Source organism: Nocardia thraciensis, from assembly GCF_054782435.1.
In genome coordinates, this window is record NZ_BAAGSM010000050.1 from 1 (window position 1) to 14,184 (window position 14,184).

Annotated in this window: 12 protein-coding genes and 1 pseudogene; 7 read left to right on the plus strand and 6 right to left on the minus strand. The window is 69.4% G+C overall.

The annotated features are described in order from the left end of the window. Positions 1–547 (minus strand): annotated as a pseudogene (locus ACYVLQ_RS29760) (PucR family transcriptional regulator); the annotation flags it as partial. A gap of 143 nt (positions 548–690) precedes the next feature. After that, the gene (locus ACYVLQ_RS29765) at positions 691–912 is read right to left on the minus strand and encodes a hypothetical protein (protein ID WP_460700856.1); all 222 of its coding nucleotides are present in this window, start codon (positions 910–912) and stop codon (positions 691–693) included. Between the two features lie 206 nt (positions 913–1,118). Between ACYVLQ_RS29765 and ACYVLQ_RS29770 the strand changes: the two genes are divergently transcribed. After that, positions 1,119–2,330, plus strand: coding sequence for a lipase family protein (locus tag ACYVLQ_RS29770; RefSeq protein WP_460700857.1), 1,212 nt, complete (start codon positions 1,119–1,121; stop codon positions 2,328–2,330). Between the two features lie 132 nt (positions 2,331–2,462). Here the strand turns inward: ACYVLQ_RS29770 and ACYVLQ_RS29775 are convergent, their stop codons facing one another. After that, positions 2,463–3,116, minus strand: coding sequence for an NAD(P)H-binding protein (locus ACYVLQ_RS29775; protein WP_460700858.1), 654 nt, complete (start codon positions 3,114–3,116; stop codon positions 2,463–2,465). A 453-nt stretch (positions 3,117–3,569) separates the two neighbouring features. Here ACYVLQ_RS29775 and ACYVLQ_RS29780 point away from each other — a divergent pair, with 453 nt between their 5' ends. Then, positions 3,570–5,012, plus strand: a complete 1,443-nt coding sequence (locus ACYVLQ_RS29780; protein WP_460700859.1) for a lipase family protein — start codon at positions 3,570–3,572, stop codon at positions 5,010–5,012. A gap of 415 nt (positions 5,013–5,427) precedes the next feature. After that, the gene (locus tag ACYVLQ_RS29785; protein ID WP_460700860.1) at positions 5,428–6,654 is read left to right on the plus strand and encodes a PucR family transcriptional regulator; all 1,227 of its coding nucleotides are present in this window, start codon (positions 5,428–5,430) and stop codon (positions 6,652–6,654) included. A gap of 57 nt (positions 6,655–6,711) precedes the next feature. Here ACYVLQ_RS29785 and ACYVLQ_RS29790 read toward each other — a convergent pair whose 3' ends face one another. Next, positions 6,712–7,341 (minus strand): YdcF family protein, encoded by a 630-nt coding sequence (locus tag ACYVLQ_RS29790; RefSeq protein WP_460700861.1) that lies wholly within the window; start codon positions 7,339–7,341, stop codon positions 6,712–6,714. A gap of 356 nt (positions 7,342–7,697) precedes the next feature. Here ACYVLQ_RS29790 and ACYVLQ_RS29795 point away from each other — a divergent pair, with 356 nt between their 5' ends. From ACYVLQ_RS29795 to ACYVLQ_RS29805, 3 genes are all read left to right on the plus strand, one after another. After that, on the plus strand, positions 7,698–8,924 hold the full coding sequence (locus ACYVLQ_RS29795; RefSeq protein ID WP_460700862.1) for an esterase/lipase family protein: 1,227 nt from the start codon (positions 7,698–7,700) through the stop codon (positions 8,922–8,924). Between the two features lie 217 nt (positions 8,925–9,141). Beyond that, a complete protein-coding gene (locus tag ACYVLQ_RS29800) occupies positions 9,142–10,152 on the plus strand; it encodes an alpha/beta hydrolase (RefSeq protein ID WP_460700863.1) in 1,011 nt (336 codons plus the stop codon). Between the two features lie 194 nt (positions 10,153–10,346). Then, positions 10,347–11,732 carry an ABC1 kinase family protein gene (locus tag ACYVLQ_RS29805; protein WP_460700864.1) on the plus strand — a complete coding sequence of 462 codons (1,386 nt, stop codon included), beginning with the start codon at positions 10,347–10,349 and terminating at the stop codon, positions 11,730–11,732. Positions 11,733–11,735: 3 nt separating this feature from the next. On the opposite strand, the gene ACYVLQ_RS29810 is transcribed toward ACYVLQ_RS29805, so the two are convergent. After that, positions 11,736–12,416 (minus strand): hypothetical protein, encoded by a 681-nt coding sequence (locus ACYVLQ_RS29810; protein ID WP_460700865.1) that lies wholly within the window; start codon positions 12,414–12,416, stop codon positions 11,736–11,738. Positions 12,417–12,568: 152 nt separating this feature from the next. On the opposite strand from ACYVLQ_RS29810, the gene ACYVLQ_RS29815 reads away from it, so the two are divergent. Beyond that, positions 12,569–12,913 (plus strand): hypothetical protein, encoded by a 345-nt coding sequence (locus ACYVLQ_RS29815; protein ID WP_460700866.1) that lies wholly within the window; start codon positions 12,569–12,571, stop codon positions 12,911–12,913. 8 nt (positions 12,914–12,921) lie between these two features. Here ACYVLQ_RS29815 and ACYVLQ_RS29820 read toward each other — a convergent pair whose 3' ends face one another. Further along, complete coding sequence (locus tag ACYVLQ_RS29820) at positions 12,922–14,067, minus strand: acyl-CoA dehydrogenase family protein (RefSeq protein WP_460700867.1); 1,146 nt, start codon at positions 14,065–14,067, stop codon at positions 12,922–12,924. Between the last annotated feature and the right edge of the window lie 117 nt (positions 14,068–14,184).

A 14,184-nucleotide genomic window follows, 5' to 3' on the forward strand; every position in this document is an offset into this window, starting at 1 on the left:
CGGAGGTGAGGGTGTGGACGGCGGTGTGGTGTTCGGAGACGACGGCTCTGAGTTCGCGGACGTATGCCGTGGAGACGGCGGTGGTCATGGTGTCGAGCATTTCCACCACGAGCTTCGCCCCGCCGATCAACGCCTCGTAATCGGCGATCGTGATGGTCATGGTGCCGTCGCCGGTCTTGCGCTGCCGCGCGGCCGTGCCGGACACCACCAGCTCGAGGCCGATCTTGAAACCCTCGTGGATGGCGTGGTGGATCGTATCGATCGGCACGCCCTCGCGGGCCCATTGCGCCGCGGCCTCTTTCAGCCGTTCGATCTTGTCGGGGATGTCCGTGCCGTCGAGCATGCTGACCGCGAACTCGAGGTTCATCCGGGTGATGGTGGTGATGTCGCCGTGGATGGCGTCGCCGGGCAGGGTCCCGCACGGCGCGACATTCTCGACGAAGTGCCCGACCATCTGCCGTGACAGCGCCCAGACATCCTTCAGCGGCGATGAGATCGGGGCACCGGCGATGGTGAGACCCGGTTGGGCCGAGCTGTCCGCGACCATGCTGACTCCTTCCGCATCGAGTTGTCTGATGCGGCGGTTAACACTAACGGCGGGTGAATGCCGTACCTCCCGTTCGCCGTCGATCTGTGCGAATACGGAAGCGGTGTCCCGGTCGCTTGTGAGGCGTCACAAGGCCGGTGTGGTCAATGCCACAGGCTCCGGCAGGGTAGGGGTCGCATTCCCGGGCGCACTTTGGTGTCGATGGTGACCGCCAATCCCGAATGCACTGCGGCCGCCGCGAATTCCCACGCCTCGGCGCGGGTGGCGGCATATTCGAGCACCAGTTCGTCGCCGGGGTCCGGGCCGTCGAAATAGACGGTGACGCGCCTGGTCGGCGCCTCGGTGAGGGTGTCGGGGGTGTACATGGCCGTGCTCCTTCGATTCTGCGCCGTTGCCGATATGGAGCGGGCGGCGGCGCCGAGTTCGAAGGTACGTTCGTGTAACCCGCGGTCAACAGGTTTTCGCGTGATTTCGTCTCGCAACACAGCCTCATATCCGGAGCGCTTGTGAGTTGTCAGGACATGACCCCCCGAGAGGAAGTCGGATACGAGTCCTATTAATCTTTCCGGCCATGGGGAACAACGCATTCCGGCGCGCGCTGGGCGCCTGCGCCGGCAGCTTGCTGTTGCTGGCGGGCGCGGTCGGGGCCGCGTCCGGTCAGCCGTTTCTTCCGGCGGCGGATCCGGATCCGTTCTACAGCGCACCGGCCGATGTCGCGGATCACGAGCCCGGGGACGTGCTCGGCATCCGGGCGCTGCCGCCGCTGATGATCTTCCCCGAAACCGACGTGTGGCTGGTCAAGTTCCGGTCCACGAATTCGGAGGGGAAGCCGATCGCGGCGACCACCACCGTGCTTTCGCCGCGCACTCGGGCGACGGACGGCCCGCTGCTGTCGTACCAGACCATCATCAACGGGCTCGGCACCGAATGCTCGATCTCGCACACCCTTTACACCAGCGACCCCAATCTGATGGTGCGTGAGGCGCCCGCCTACAACCTGGTGCTGCAGCGGGGCTGGAGCATCGCGCTGCCCGATCATCTCGGACCCCAATTCGCCTACGGCGCGGCCAAATTGGGCGGCCAGATCACCCTGGACGGGATCCGCGCCGCGCAGCAGGTGAAGCAACTGCGGCTGGAGCACAGCCCAGTCACGATGGCCGGGTACTCCGGCGGCGGGATGGCGACGGCCTGGGCGGCCGCGCTCGCGCCCACCTACGCGCCGGAACTGCGCATCGCGGGCGCCGCGGCGGGCGGCGTGCCGATGAACCTGGTGAAGATGCTGGAGGGGCTCGGTTACGGCGCGCATCCGGTGTTCGGGCTGGCCTTCGCCGCCGGTCTCGGCCTGGAGCGCGAGTACCCGGAGCGGTTCCCGATCTCGGAGCAGCTCAACGACCAGGGCGTGACGGTGGGCCGCCGGATCGCCAACGGCTGCACCAACGACCTGCTCGCGGCGGGCGCCGGGCGCGGCGCGCTAGATTTCGCGAAGACCACCAAGATGACCGAGGACCCCGACGCCCGCAAGGTGATCGAGGAGAACAGCCTCGAACTCTACGACGGTGCGCCGAATATGCCGGTATTCGAATGGCATTCGCCGATCGACGGCCTGGTGCCGATCGACGCGATCGTGAACACGAACCGCCGCTGGTGTGCGGCCGGCGTTCGGCTGCAGTCCGAAGCGATCCCGGTACCCGACCACCTGACCGCCGCGGTCCTGGGGCTGCCGCAGGCGATGGGCTGGTTGGACGCCCGGATGCGCGGTGAGCCCGCCCCGAGCAACTGCTGAGGAGGGCATGGATCCCGGCCAAGAGCACGCCGGGAGGACGAGGTGAGAAGCTCGCACGCTCGGGGCGGGGGTGAGGTGCTCGCATGCTCGGGACGATGGTGAGACGCTCTCGCGCCTTCGGCGGCTGGTGCCTCAGAGCGCGGCGATGGCCTTCGGGATCGCTGTGTCTCCCGAGACCAGCTCCAGCGTTTTGGCGAAAGTGCGCGGTGCGCCGAGTATTTCGGCGAGCACCGCGGCGACGTCGGCGCGCGGGATCGAGCCGTAGTCGCCCGGGGCCTCGACGAGGGTGACCCGGCCGGTGCCGGACGCGTCGGTGAGGCGGCCGGGGCGGACGATGGTCCAGTCGAGGTCGCGGCCGCGCAGATCGTCCTCGGCCTGGGTCTTGGCGTCGATGTAGGCGGCCCACACCTCGTCCCGGTCGGGCGCCGGGGGCTTTCCCGCGCCCATGGTGGAGATCTGGACGAACCGCGCGGCCCCCGCCCGCTGCGCCGCCTCCGCGAGCAGCACCGATCCGTCCCGGTCGACGGAGTACTTGCGGTCCGCGCCGCTGCCCGGCCCGGCCCCGGCGGCGAAGAGTACGGCCTCGGCGCCGTCGAGCACGGCCGCCACGTCGGCGGCGGTGGAGTTCTCCAGGTCCAGCAGGACGGGGCGCGCGCGGCTCGCGGCGACCTCGTCGGCGTGGGCGGGGTTGCGGATGAGGCTGGTCACCTCGTCGCCGCGTCCGGCGAGCAGTGCCGCCAGCAGTATCGCGATCTTGCCGTGTCCGCCCGCGATGACGATGCGCATGGCCCTCCGTTCGGTTGGTCCGGGTGATCCGCGGCGGGGTGAGCCGCGGTGATCGTGACGCACGGCAATCCTACGGATCCATCCCTTCCCGGACGGGTAGGCGGCGGATCGCGGTTCGTATCGCACCGGGTGCGGCACCCGGCCGGTCGCGGGTTCGCGACGCGACGGGCGCGTCACCCGGCGAGCCCGAACGGAACCCGGAGCAGGGAAGATTCGGGACGGGTGCCGCCCGTCGGCGATTCCCTCGGGGGCACAAGGGAATCCGGTCCGAGCGGCCTCCAGGACGGGCGTCCGGTATCGAACCGGACTCGTGATGCGCACGAAACGGACAAAACACGGTGTCGGGCGATGCGGCGCCGGTAACCTCGAATGACTCGACCCGGCGGGCTCGGGAGTCTTGGGGCCGGACCCGCATGGCGGCGGTCGGGTGCGAGCTCACAGTGGGGGTGAGTCATGCGTGGCTGGCGCGTCCTCGTGACCGGGATGCTGATCGTGTGCGGGCCGACGACGGTCGTCGCGCAGGGGCAGCCGCCGGCTCCCGGTCCGATAATTCCCGGCCTCCCGGCGCCACCGGCGATGCCGCAGCCGAGTGTGCCCGCGGCGCCGGCGGTTTCGCTTCCGGACAGCCTCGACCTGCCCGATCTGCAAGAGTGGATCAACGCGGTGGTACCGCCGCCCCCGATCGTCGCGCCCTCGATGCCCGCGGTGTCCGGGGCTCAGGAGCTGCCGCCGGATCTGGCGCGGCTGCAGCAGGCGGTGATGCCGTCGGCCGTCGGCGATCCGGTGTTCGACGTCTGGCCCGCGAATCTCGCGGAGTACGCGCCGGGCGACGTGATCGAGTACCGCGACGTCACCGCCACCGCGCAACCGCTGATGGTGGTTCCGGTGCGGCAGGTGCTGCAGCTGAAGTACCGCACCACCGACGCCCACGGCGCCCCCTCGTACGCGACGGCATCGCTGGCGATCCCGGCCGCGGGGTGGGCGGGCCCCGGGGCACGTCCGGTGCTGGTGAACAATCTGCCGATCGATGCGCTCGGCCGCGAATGCACGGCGGGCTACACGCTGGCGCACGGATATTCGTTCGACGCCAGCACCACCGACTTCATCCCGCCGACAACCCAACTGGGGCTGCTGCGCGGCTATTCCGTCCTGATCCCCGATCACGAGGGCCCGCGGATGGCCTACGCCGAACCGTTCGTGGCCGGGCACGCGGTGCTGGATTCGATTCGCGCCGTGCGCAATCAGCTGCCCGGCGAGTACGGCGACAGCCACTACGCCATGCACGGGTATTCCGGCGGCGCGATCGCCACCCGCGGCGCCGTCGCGCTGATCGACTCCTACGCACCGGAACTCGGGTCGGTGATCACCGGTGCGGCGCTCGGCGGCGTCCCGGCCGACTACGAGCTGCTCGGGCGCAGCATGAACGGCAATCTCGCCTCGGGGATCTTCCTCGCCGCCACCTTCGGCGTCGCCCGCGAACGCCCGGAGATGCTGGCCCGGATGAACAATCTCGCCCGCTGGGCCGCCACCTCACCGCTCAAGGACACCTGTGCGGGAGTGTTCGCGCTGCCGGGCGTGCTGATGCTGCCGATCGACCTGGCCTCGGACATCCCCGACCCGCTGCGCAGCGACATTGCCGCCGAGATCTACGAGGTGACGCGCATGCGCGGCATGAAATCGGCGGTGCCGCTGTATATCTACAACGGTGAGCAGGAATGGTGGATCCCCGCCGAGGGTGCCCGCAACCTGTACCGGGAGCAGTGCGAGCTGGGCGTGCCCGCGGTGTATCGCAGCGTTCTCGGCGAACACATTCTCGCGGCGGGGCTGGGTTATCCCGAGGTGCTGCACTGGGTCGACCATCGATTGCAGGGGATTCCGGCGCCCGACGAGTGCTGAATTCCCGGTCGATTCCCGAGCGTGAATTTGTGTGCCGCCCCTAGGGTTCCGGCCCGCCCTTGATGAATCGTCATCGGATTTACACTGATTCGCGATCGTGGTGTTCCGTAGCCGTATCGTGATGTGACGCGGCGCCGGTGTTTGCGCGGTCGGCGCCGCGTCTGGCATCGGCGCGCCGCACCTCGAGCAGGAAAGGAGGCGCCGGTTCGGTCGCCGGGTCAGCCACCGCTGGGCGGTGCCCCGGGAAACATCGAACCGCCCGCCGGCGCACCGCCGTACCGCGGCATGTGGACTTCCAACCCCCTCCGTTGCGCGGTGCGTGTGCGCTTGCAGTGGATCCACCCGCCGGGCGCGACCTCACCCCTGGCGCTCGGCGGGTACACACACCGCGGTCACGACCACTTGGAGCGACCCGATGACATCATCCGCACCGGTCCTGAGTTCGCCGGTCGTGCGTCCGGCTGAGGAGCCCGCCAGACCGAGCGATCTGTCCGCACGACTGGCCGAATACTTCCTTCGCGACCGCCCGGCGCCCGGCCCGCGTGCGAGCGGCGCCGAACTGACCGCGGGCGTGCGCGACTGCCTGGCACTGGCGCTGGGCGTGCTGTCCGCGTCCGGTCCGCAGGACGCGGCACGGCTGGCGGAACTGGTCGGCCGGGCCGCCGCCTGGGCCCGCGAGGGCATCGACCTGGACACCGTGCTGCGGACCTATCACGAAACGGTGCGTCGCGGATTCGAACACGTCGCCGACGAACAGGGTTGCGGCCCGGCCGAATTGCTCTCCGGCACCGAGCAGGTGCTGCAGCTGCTGGAGACGGTGACGGTCGCCACCTCCTCGGCCTACCTCGATGAGCACCGGCTGGCCGCCCGCCATCACCAAACGGCCGCACAGACCCTCGTCACGGCGCTGCTGAGCGGCCACGGCCGCGAGGCGCTGGAGCGCCGCACCGGCATCACGGTCGCGGACAACTACCAGGTGGTGGCGCTGTCGATTCCGCCGCATCCGGGCGAGCGGGACCCGCGGTCGAACGTAGAGGGCGTCGCCCGGCGCAAGCTGCGCCGACTGCAGAGCGCGCTGGCGCCGGTCCTGGGATCGCGGGCGCTGTCGCTGCTGTCGGTGGACGGCGGCACGATTCTGGTGCCGGTCGAGGACTCGCCCGCGCTCACCGGCGGGCTCGCGATGACCGGCGACACCCTCGATGTGCTGTCGGCCGCGGCCTCGGTGCCGCTCACCGCCACCGTGGTGTCCGGCGCGACCGAATCCATTCCCGACCTCGCCGAGCAGGCCGGTGAGCTGCTGGAACTGGTGCGCACGCTGGGCCGCCCGCCCGGCCTGTACCGGATGGCCGACGTCGCGGTGGAATTCCAGATGACCCGGCCCGGCCCGGCGCGCGAACACCTCGCCGCGGCGCTGCAGCCGCTGGCGACCCAGCCCGAACTGCTGGAGACCCTGCGGGCATTCCTCGACTCGGGGCTGGACCGCCGGGCCACCGCCCGGCGGCTGGGCATTCATCCCAACAGCGTGTCGCATCGACAGCGGCGTATCGAACGGCTGGCCGGATTCGACCTGTCGCATCCGGAGGGTATCTCCCGCGCCAGCCTCGCCCTGCTGGCCTTCGAGCTCGCGGCCGTCACCGGCTGAGGCCGTGGCCCGACGTGTCGGCAGCGAGGGACACGCTGCCGACACGCCTGCGGCGGGTTACGCCGCAGGGCCGAAGGGCGCCAGCAGCAACGGCGGCAGGCCGTCCGGCGTGAGGGTGCCGATCACCGGGACGCCCGCATCGGCGAAAACCCCGGTGGCCCTGGGCATGTGGTCGGCCGAGGTGACCAGCACCGCGTCGCCGGTGCCGATCGCCCGCATCAGCACCGCGGAGTTGGCGGCGTTCTCGCGGGTGTCGGCGGCGGCCGGTTCGACGTGGATGCGCTCGGCAGCGATGCCGCGCTCGATCAGCCAGCGGGCCATGGCGTCGGCCTCGGTGACGCCGGCGCGCGGATTGTCGCCCGTCACGATGACCGGCGACTGCGGCGAGATGACGGCCTGGACGAATCCGGCCTCCAGGCGCTGGACGAGTTCCGGCCGCATGTGCCCGTCGGGCTCCAGCCCGTAGCCGAGCACCACGATCGCGGTGCCGGGACCGCGCGGGGTGGGCAGCGGCTGCCCGGCTTGGCCGCCCGCGGCTGCGCCGAGCTGACCGATCACCGCGCCGATGGCGTCGGAGATCGGATCGCCCAGGGCGGCAGGGGCGTTCAGCAGCATCCCGGCGGCGACGGCGGTGCCCGCGAGGATTCGGGTGCAGGATCGCAGCAGTGGGATCGAGGTGTGGGGCATGGGAGACTCCGTGATCGGAACGGCGGGGGAGCGGAGAGTAATGCAGGAATGATGCACCTCACCGTTGTGATTGGATCGTGATAGGTTGCAGTGCTGGAGAATTCACCGTGCCGACCGCATCGGAATTGTGCTGGCGACAGTGGAAAATCGTGCCGCCTGCGCGGCTGCGGAAATATCTTGTTTGTGCACTTTCACTGCGGCCCGGTGCGCCGCTCGTGAGGTTTCGAAGAGCCTGCGGCAGTTCGTATCCAGCGCCTGATCGCCGGACCTAGCGTGTGAACGCGGTTCCGGCCGGACGGAATACCCCGTCCGGCACCGGAACTGGAGAACGCTGTGGTTCTGCAGGAAGGCATGGAATGAGACGAAGCACCCGCCGACGGCCGTTGAGTGCCGCGGTGCTCGTAGGAGTCTCGCTGCTCGCAGTGGGTTTCGGGACCGTCGGTGCCGGGGCCCAGCCCGCGCAGGCGCCGATCGAGCAGCCGACGGAACAACAACTGGCAGACAACATCGCTCAGGGACTGAAGGACCCCGCGGCGAAGCCGATCGTCGACAGCGGCAGCGCCGGCAGTTCGGGTTCGGCGTGCACGTCGGGCAGCGGCGCCGGATCGGGCAACGGGTCCGGCGACTGCTACGGCGGCTCGGGTTCGAGCTCCGGTTCGTCGGGCGGACACGCGTCGGATACGGTCGGATACGGTCCGGAGATGTCGTCGTTCCTGGCGGCGTTCGGCTACAGCCTGCTGAATCCGGATGTGGGCCCGCCCGGTACCAACGACTGGAACTGCAAGCCGGGCGACGGCCGGAAACCGGTGGTGCTGGTGCACGGCACCTGGGTCAACGCGTACAACAGCTTCGCGTACATGAGCCAGCCGATCAAGGACGCCGGGTTCTGCACGTTCACCTTCAACTACGGCCGCTCCAACCTGCTGGAGGGCGGCGGCCTGGGCTCGGTGCTGCCGGGCATCAGCGCCACCGGCTACATCCAGGAATCGGCCAAGCAGCTGTCGGCGTTCGTCGACCGCGTGCTGGCGGCCACGGGCTCCCAGGAGGTCGACCTGATCGGCTACTCGCTGGGCGGCGCGATGTCCAACTGGTACACCAAGAAGGAGGGCGGTGCGGAGAAGGTCGACAAGCTGATCACCTTCGGCGCGACCCACCACGGGACCGGCCTGGACGGGATCGGCGCGCTGGGCCGGGCGATCAACAACTTCGGGATCGACATCCTGGGTCTGATCGAGATCTTCGTCGGTCACGCCGGTATCCAGCAGACCATCGGCTCCGATTTCGTCAATGAGCTGAATGCGAACGGCGATACGGTGCCAGGGGTGAACTACACGGTCGTGGGCTCGCGCTACGACGAGGTGACCAACCCGTACGACCTGACATTCCTGCATGCCGGTCCGGGTGCGCAGGTGCGCAACATCACCCTCCAGGACGGGTGCGAGCAGGACTTGTCCGATCACCTGACGATGATGTACTCGCCGCGGGCGCTGTCGATCGCGCTCAACGCGCTGGACCCGGCACAGACTCCGGCCCTGCAGTGCACCTTCAACCCGTGGCTGCTGGGCGGCGGCGGCAAGCTCTGACCACCCTCGAGCGGGTGTCCGATGCGGCGCGAGAGCCCTGATTCCCTGGCGCGCCGCCCGGACACCGCCCGCCGTAACGTCCGCGCGGGATGGGCACGCCGGCCCAGCTCCGTATCCCGCGCCCGGCGATTCACATACGGCGGTCCCTGCCCGCCGGGTGGTGATACCCACACCGCCCGGCGGGCGCATTCGTCCATTCCTCGGAGGAGAATTCCACATGATCCGAAAACTGCTGCGCGGCTGCGTGATACCCGCCGTAGTGGTCGCGGCCGGCGCCATGCTGGGGGCGGCGCCGGCCGCGTCGGATGCCCCGGACGGGTCGGCGATCACCGGCCAGTGGCCGGTGGACGGCCGCACGGTGCAGCTGCGGGTGCACTCGGCGGCGATGAACACCGATATCATGGTGAACGTGCAGCGGCCCGCCGACGCCGGTGCGCCCGCGCCCGTGCTGTATCTGCTCAACGGCGGTGGCGGGGGCCAGGATTCGGCCACCTGGCAGCGCAACACCGACGTCCTGGGCTTCCTCTCGGAGAAGCAGGCCTATGTGGTGCAGCCGGTAGGCGGCAAGTGGAGCTATTACACCGATTGGCGCGCCCCGGACCCGAAACTCGGTGTGTACAAGTGGAAGACGTTCCTCACCGAGGAACTGCCGCCGCTGATCGATGCCGAATTTCAGACCACCGGAGCCAATGCCGTTGCGGGGCTGTCCACTTCGGGCACCTCGGTGCTGCAGCTGCCGATCGCCAAGCCGGGGCTGTACAAGGCGGTGGCCGCCTACAGTGGCTGCGCGCAGATCAGTGATCCGCTCGGGCGGCAGTTCGTGAAGCTGTCGGTGGAGGCCTGGGGCGGCGGGAACACGGTCAATATGTACGGCCCCGACAACGATCCGATGTGGGCGGCGAACGATCCCTACCTGCACGCCGAGCAATTGCGGGGACTGGCCCTGTACATCTCCAGCGGCACGGGCGCGCCCGGCGTGTACGACAAATACGAGGGCAAGTACATGCAGCCCGGCCCGCGTGGCTTCTTCAACCAGATGCTGATCGGCGGCGTCATCGAGGCCGCGGTGAACCACTGCACCCACAATATGCAGAACAAGCTGGGCGAACTCGGCATCCCCGCGACCTTCGAGTTCACTCCCACCGGCACGCATTCGTGGGGCTACTGGCAGGACGCGCTGAAGAACTCGTGGCCCGTGCTGGCCTCCGGGCTCGGCGTGCCCGCGTAATCGCACCGCCGACCCCGGGCCTGCCCGGGAACCTCGCGCGATGGTCGTACACTTCCGTCGTATAGCCGAGCCGGCGCCGCGCAGGGGTGGCGCCGGGGAATGTCGAACGTCGACGTTTCGAACGAGAGCGACAAGGCGGTCGGAGCGGTGCAGATGAGCTGGCCAGAGCGTGTGGTGACGATCGGTGGGGCGCGGTGACGGCCGCGGCCCTGGAGACCGAGGCCGTGCCCGAACCCGAGGTGTCGCGGCCGGCGCTCGAGAAGTTCGGATTCTCCGAGTTCCGGCGCACGGCCGCGATCGGGACTGTGCTGGGCGAGTCGGTGACGCGCCGGGTGCTGCGGGGCGGCCTGCGGCGCTCGCGGCGGCGGCGCGCCATGGCCGAGGGCATGGTCGACGGGTTCGAGGTGCTGGGCCCGATGTTCGTCAAGCTCGGCCAACTGATCGCGTCGTCACCGGCCTCGTTCCCGGACGAACTGACCGATGCCTGCCTGCGCTGTCTCGACGACGTGCCGCCGTTCCCGGCCGTCGACGCGCGCGCCATCATCGAGGCCGACCTGCGGCGGCCGATCGGCGAGCTGTTCCGGGAGTTCGACGACGAGCCGCTGTCGGCGGCGTCGGTCGCGCAGGTGCACGGGTGCGTGCTGGCCGACGGTCGTCCGGCGGTGGTGAAGGTGCAGCGGCCCGATATCGCCCGGCGCATGATCGTCGATCTGCGCGCGGCGTACCGGCTGGCCGGGGTCATGGAGCGGCGGTCGGAGAACGCGCGGATCGCCAACGCCCAGGGCGTGGTGCGCGACCTGTACGAGACCACGGTCGCCGAACTGGACTTCCGCAACGAGGCCGACAACCAGACCCGCGCCCGCGCGCATCTGGGGGCCTTCGGCGACAACACGCATGTCGTTGTGCCCGAGGTGTATTGGGACTACTGCGGGCCGCGGGTGCTGTGCATGGAGCGGATGCGCGGGATGCCGCTGGACCGCTTCGACGATATCCGCGCCGTGCACCCTGATCCGGAGCTGCTGATCCGGCGGCTGGTGAAGGCGTGGGTGGAAAGCGTTGTCGTGCACGGCCTGTTCCACGGCGACGTGCACGCGGGCAACCTCTGGCTGCTCGACGACGGCCGCGCCGCCATGCTCGACTTCGGCATCGTCGGCACGATGAGTCCGCAGTGGCGCGACTTCGTGCGGGCGCTGTTCCACGCCAGCGCCATCGACGGCGACTTCCGCCCGGTCGCACGGGCCCTGCGCGAACTCGACCTGGTCGAGGGCGACGCGGGCGACGACGCGACCATCGGCCGGCAGCTGGCGACGGCGCTGGCGCCGGTGCTGTCTGGCAAGCTGGCCAAGCTCGATATGGGCAAGGTCGCCGCGCGGCTGGTCGAATTCGGCAAGCGCCGCGGCGCCTTCGGACCCGAGCAGCTCATCCTGATGGGCAAGCAGCTCGGGTACTTCGAGCGCTACGCGGTGGCGCTGGCGCCGGGCTGGCGCCTGGGCCAGGACCTGTTCCTGTTCCGCAACGTATTCCCCGACGAGGTGGCGGTGAAGGCGGCGGAGCAGGGTATCGAGCTACCCGCCGACTGACCGTCAGTCCACGATTTCTCGATCGCCGTAGCGGACCACGGCCGGATCCCAGGCGGCGCCGAGCCGGATGACGAGCTGCCGGACCAGCGGCAGGTCGGCGAGGTCGGCGATCAGGATCAGCGTGTCGTCCTCGGTGACCGAGCCGCCCACCAGCCGGCTGCGCGTCTGCGGATCGGCGACGAGGGCGTCGTGGAAGCGGGTGACGTCGACGCCGGGAATCTCGACGGTGAAGGCGTCGCGGGCAGGGGAATCGGCGGGCAGCGGTTCGAAGGTCAGCACCGACTCCTGGTGGAAGCGGCTGCGCACCTGGTCGGCGATGCGGCGCAGGTCCGGTCCGGCGAGGCAGGCGAGCCGGAACTCCCGCGACCGCTCGTAGGTGGCCCGCTGCTGGGCGTCGGACCAGAAGACGCCGCTGACCAGCGTGGACCCGACCGGTAGCGCGAGTTCTCCCAGCGCGATCCCGTCGACCTGAAGTTCGAAGGCCCGCAACCGGTTCCGCAGCCTCGGATCGTTCGCGTCGGTGATGGTGTCGGTGTTGTCGGTGGCGAACAGCTGTGCCTCCGCCTGCAGCGGATTGCCCGCCGCGCAGTCACCCGGCCCCGCCTGCGCGGTCGGGGCGCCCGCGAGCAGCCCCGCCGAAACCGCCAGCGCCGCAAGCGCACCCGCGACCGTCGTTCCGTTCATATCCACCCTCCATGTCGATTCGTCGGCCTCCGGCCGTGATGATCGAGCGTGTCTATGATTCGTTGCCGGGTGCGCCGCGGCTCGCGGATTCGGGGATATGCTCAGCCGAACCGGGACATACGGCCCCAACGACCACCGAAAGGGTGCGTTTCATGACCGATTCCGACCTGGGCGAGCTGCGGGAACGGGCAGCGAACGGCGACAGCGACGCGATCGGCGAGCTGATCGTGGCGGCCGTCGAGCGCGGCGATATGGACGAACTGCGCGACCTGGCCGCCGCCGGAAGTTCCGACGCCGTCGCCGAACTCGTCGAGCTGGCGGCCGACCGGGGAGACATGGGCGAGCTGCGACGCTGGGCCGACAGCGGCAACGCCGACGCCGTCGCCGAGCTCGTGCAATTGGCAACCGACCAGGGCGATCTGATCGAACTGCGCCGACTCGCCGCGGGCGGCAACCGCGACGCCGCCGACGCCCTGGCCGAACTCACCTCGGAGTAGGGACGGCCCTACAGGCTCCTGCCGATGATCATTTTCATGATTTCGTTGGTGCCGCCGTAGATCTTCTGGATGCGGGAGTCGGTGAAGGCGCGGGAGATGGGGTATTCGGCCATGTAGCCGTAGCCGCCGAACAGTTGCAGGCATTCGTCGGCGACGCGGCACTGTTGTTCGGTGAGCCACCATTTGGCCTTGGCGGCGGTCGGCACGTCCAGTTCGCCGCGCAGGTGCTTGGCGACGCAGTCGTCGGTGAAGGACCAGGCCACGCTCTTGACGGTGTCGCATTCGGCGAGGACGAACTGGGTGTTCTGGAACTTGAAGATCGGCTTGCCGAACGCCTCGCGCTCCTTGGTGTAGGCGATCGTCATCTCGACGGTCTTCTCGATGGCGGCGGCCGCCGCGACGGCGAGGATCAGGCGCTCCTGCGGCAGCTGCTGCATGAGCTGGATGAAGCCGAGCCCCTCGGCGGTGCCGAGCAGGTTCGACTGCGGCACCCGCACCTCGTCGAAGAACAGCTCGCAGGTGTCCTGGCCGTGCTGGCCCACCTTCTCGAGATTGCGCCCGCGCCGGAACCCGTCGCGGGTGGTCTCGACCGCGATCAGTGAAACCGTGCCCGCGCCTTTGCCTTCCGCGGTCTTCACGGCCACGACGACCAGATCGCAGAGCAGCCCGTTGGAGATGAAGGTCTTGGCGCCGCTGATGACGTAGTCGTCGCCGTCCTTGACCGCCTTGGTGCGGATGCTCTGCAGATCCGATCCGGTGCCGGGCTCGGTCATGGCGACGGCGGCCACGATCTCGCCGCTGGCCATCTTCGGCAGCCAGGCCCTCTTCTGTTCTTCCGTGCCATAGGAGTTGATGTAGTGGGCGACGATGGTGGAGTGCACCGGGTTGCCGAGGCTCGGCGCCATCGCCCGGGTCTGCTCGACGGCAACGACCGCCTCGTGCGCGAAGGTGCCGCCGCCCCCGCCGTATTCCTCGGGAATGCTCAGGCACAGCAGCCCGACGTCACCGGCCTTGTCCCAGATCTCGCGGTCCACGTGGTGCTGGCGTCCCCACCGGTCCTCGTTGGGGGCGCACTCCTTCTCGAAGAATCGGCGCGCCAGTTCGGACAGCGCGTCCAGATCCTCGTCCATCCACGGTGAACGGTGCAAAGACACAGCAGAACTCCTCTGTTCGGATGCTTGCCTCCGAGCGTGCACGGCGAAGGGGGCGCGGCCAATGACCCGAGTGCTCGACATCTTGACCGGACCGCTCGAGCGCGGCCGACCCTTGCC

Excerpts from the sequence above, each read along its gene's own strand:
- ACYVLQ_RS29765 (WP_460700856.1), bottom strand. The coding sequence starts at position 912 with ATGTACACCCCCGACACCCTCACCGAGGCGCCGACCAGGCGCGTCACC.
- ACYVLQ_RS29770 (WP_460700857.1), top strand. The coding sequence starts at position 1,119 with ATGGGGAACAACGCATTCCGGCGCGCGCTGGGCGCCTGCGCCGGCAGC.
- ACYVLQ_RS29775 (WP_460700858.1), bottom strand. The coding sequence starts at position 3,116 with ATGCGCATCGTCATCGCGGGCGGACACGGCAAGATCGCGATACTGCTG.
- ACYVLQ_RS29780 (WP_460700859.1), top strand. The coding sequence starts at position 3,570 with ATGCGTGGCTGGCGCGTCCTCGTGACCGGGATGCTGATCGTGTGCGGG.
- ACYVLQ_RS29785 (WP_460700860.1), top strand. The coding sequence starts at position 5,428 with ATGACATCATCCGCACCGGTCCTGAGTTCGCCGGTCGTGCGTCCGGCT.
- ACYVLQ_RS29790 (WP_460700861.1), bottom strand. The coding sequence starts at position 7,341 with ATGCCCCACACCTCGATCCCACTGCTGCGATCCTGCACCCGAATCCTC.
- ACYVLQ_RS29795 (WP_460700862.1), top strand. The coding sequence starts at position 7,698 with ATGAGACGAAGCACCCGCCGACGGCCGTTGAGTGCCGCGGTGCTCGTA.
- ACYVLQ_RS29800 (WP_460700863.1), top strand. The coding sequence starts at position 9,142 with ATGATCCGAAAACTGCTGCGCGGCTGCGTGATACCCGCCGTAGTGGTC.
- ACYVLQ_RS29810 (WP_460700865.1), bottom strand. The coding sequence starts at position 12,416 with ATGAACGGAACGACGGTCGCGGGTGCGCTTGCGGCGCTGGCGGTTTCG.
- ACYVLQ_RS29815 (WP_460700866.1), top strand. The coding sequence starts at position 12,569 with ATGACCGATTCCGACCTGGGCGAGCTGCGGGAACGGGCAGCGAACGGC.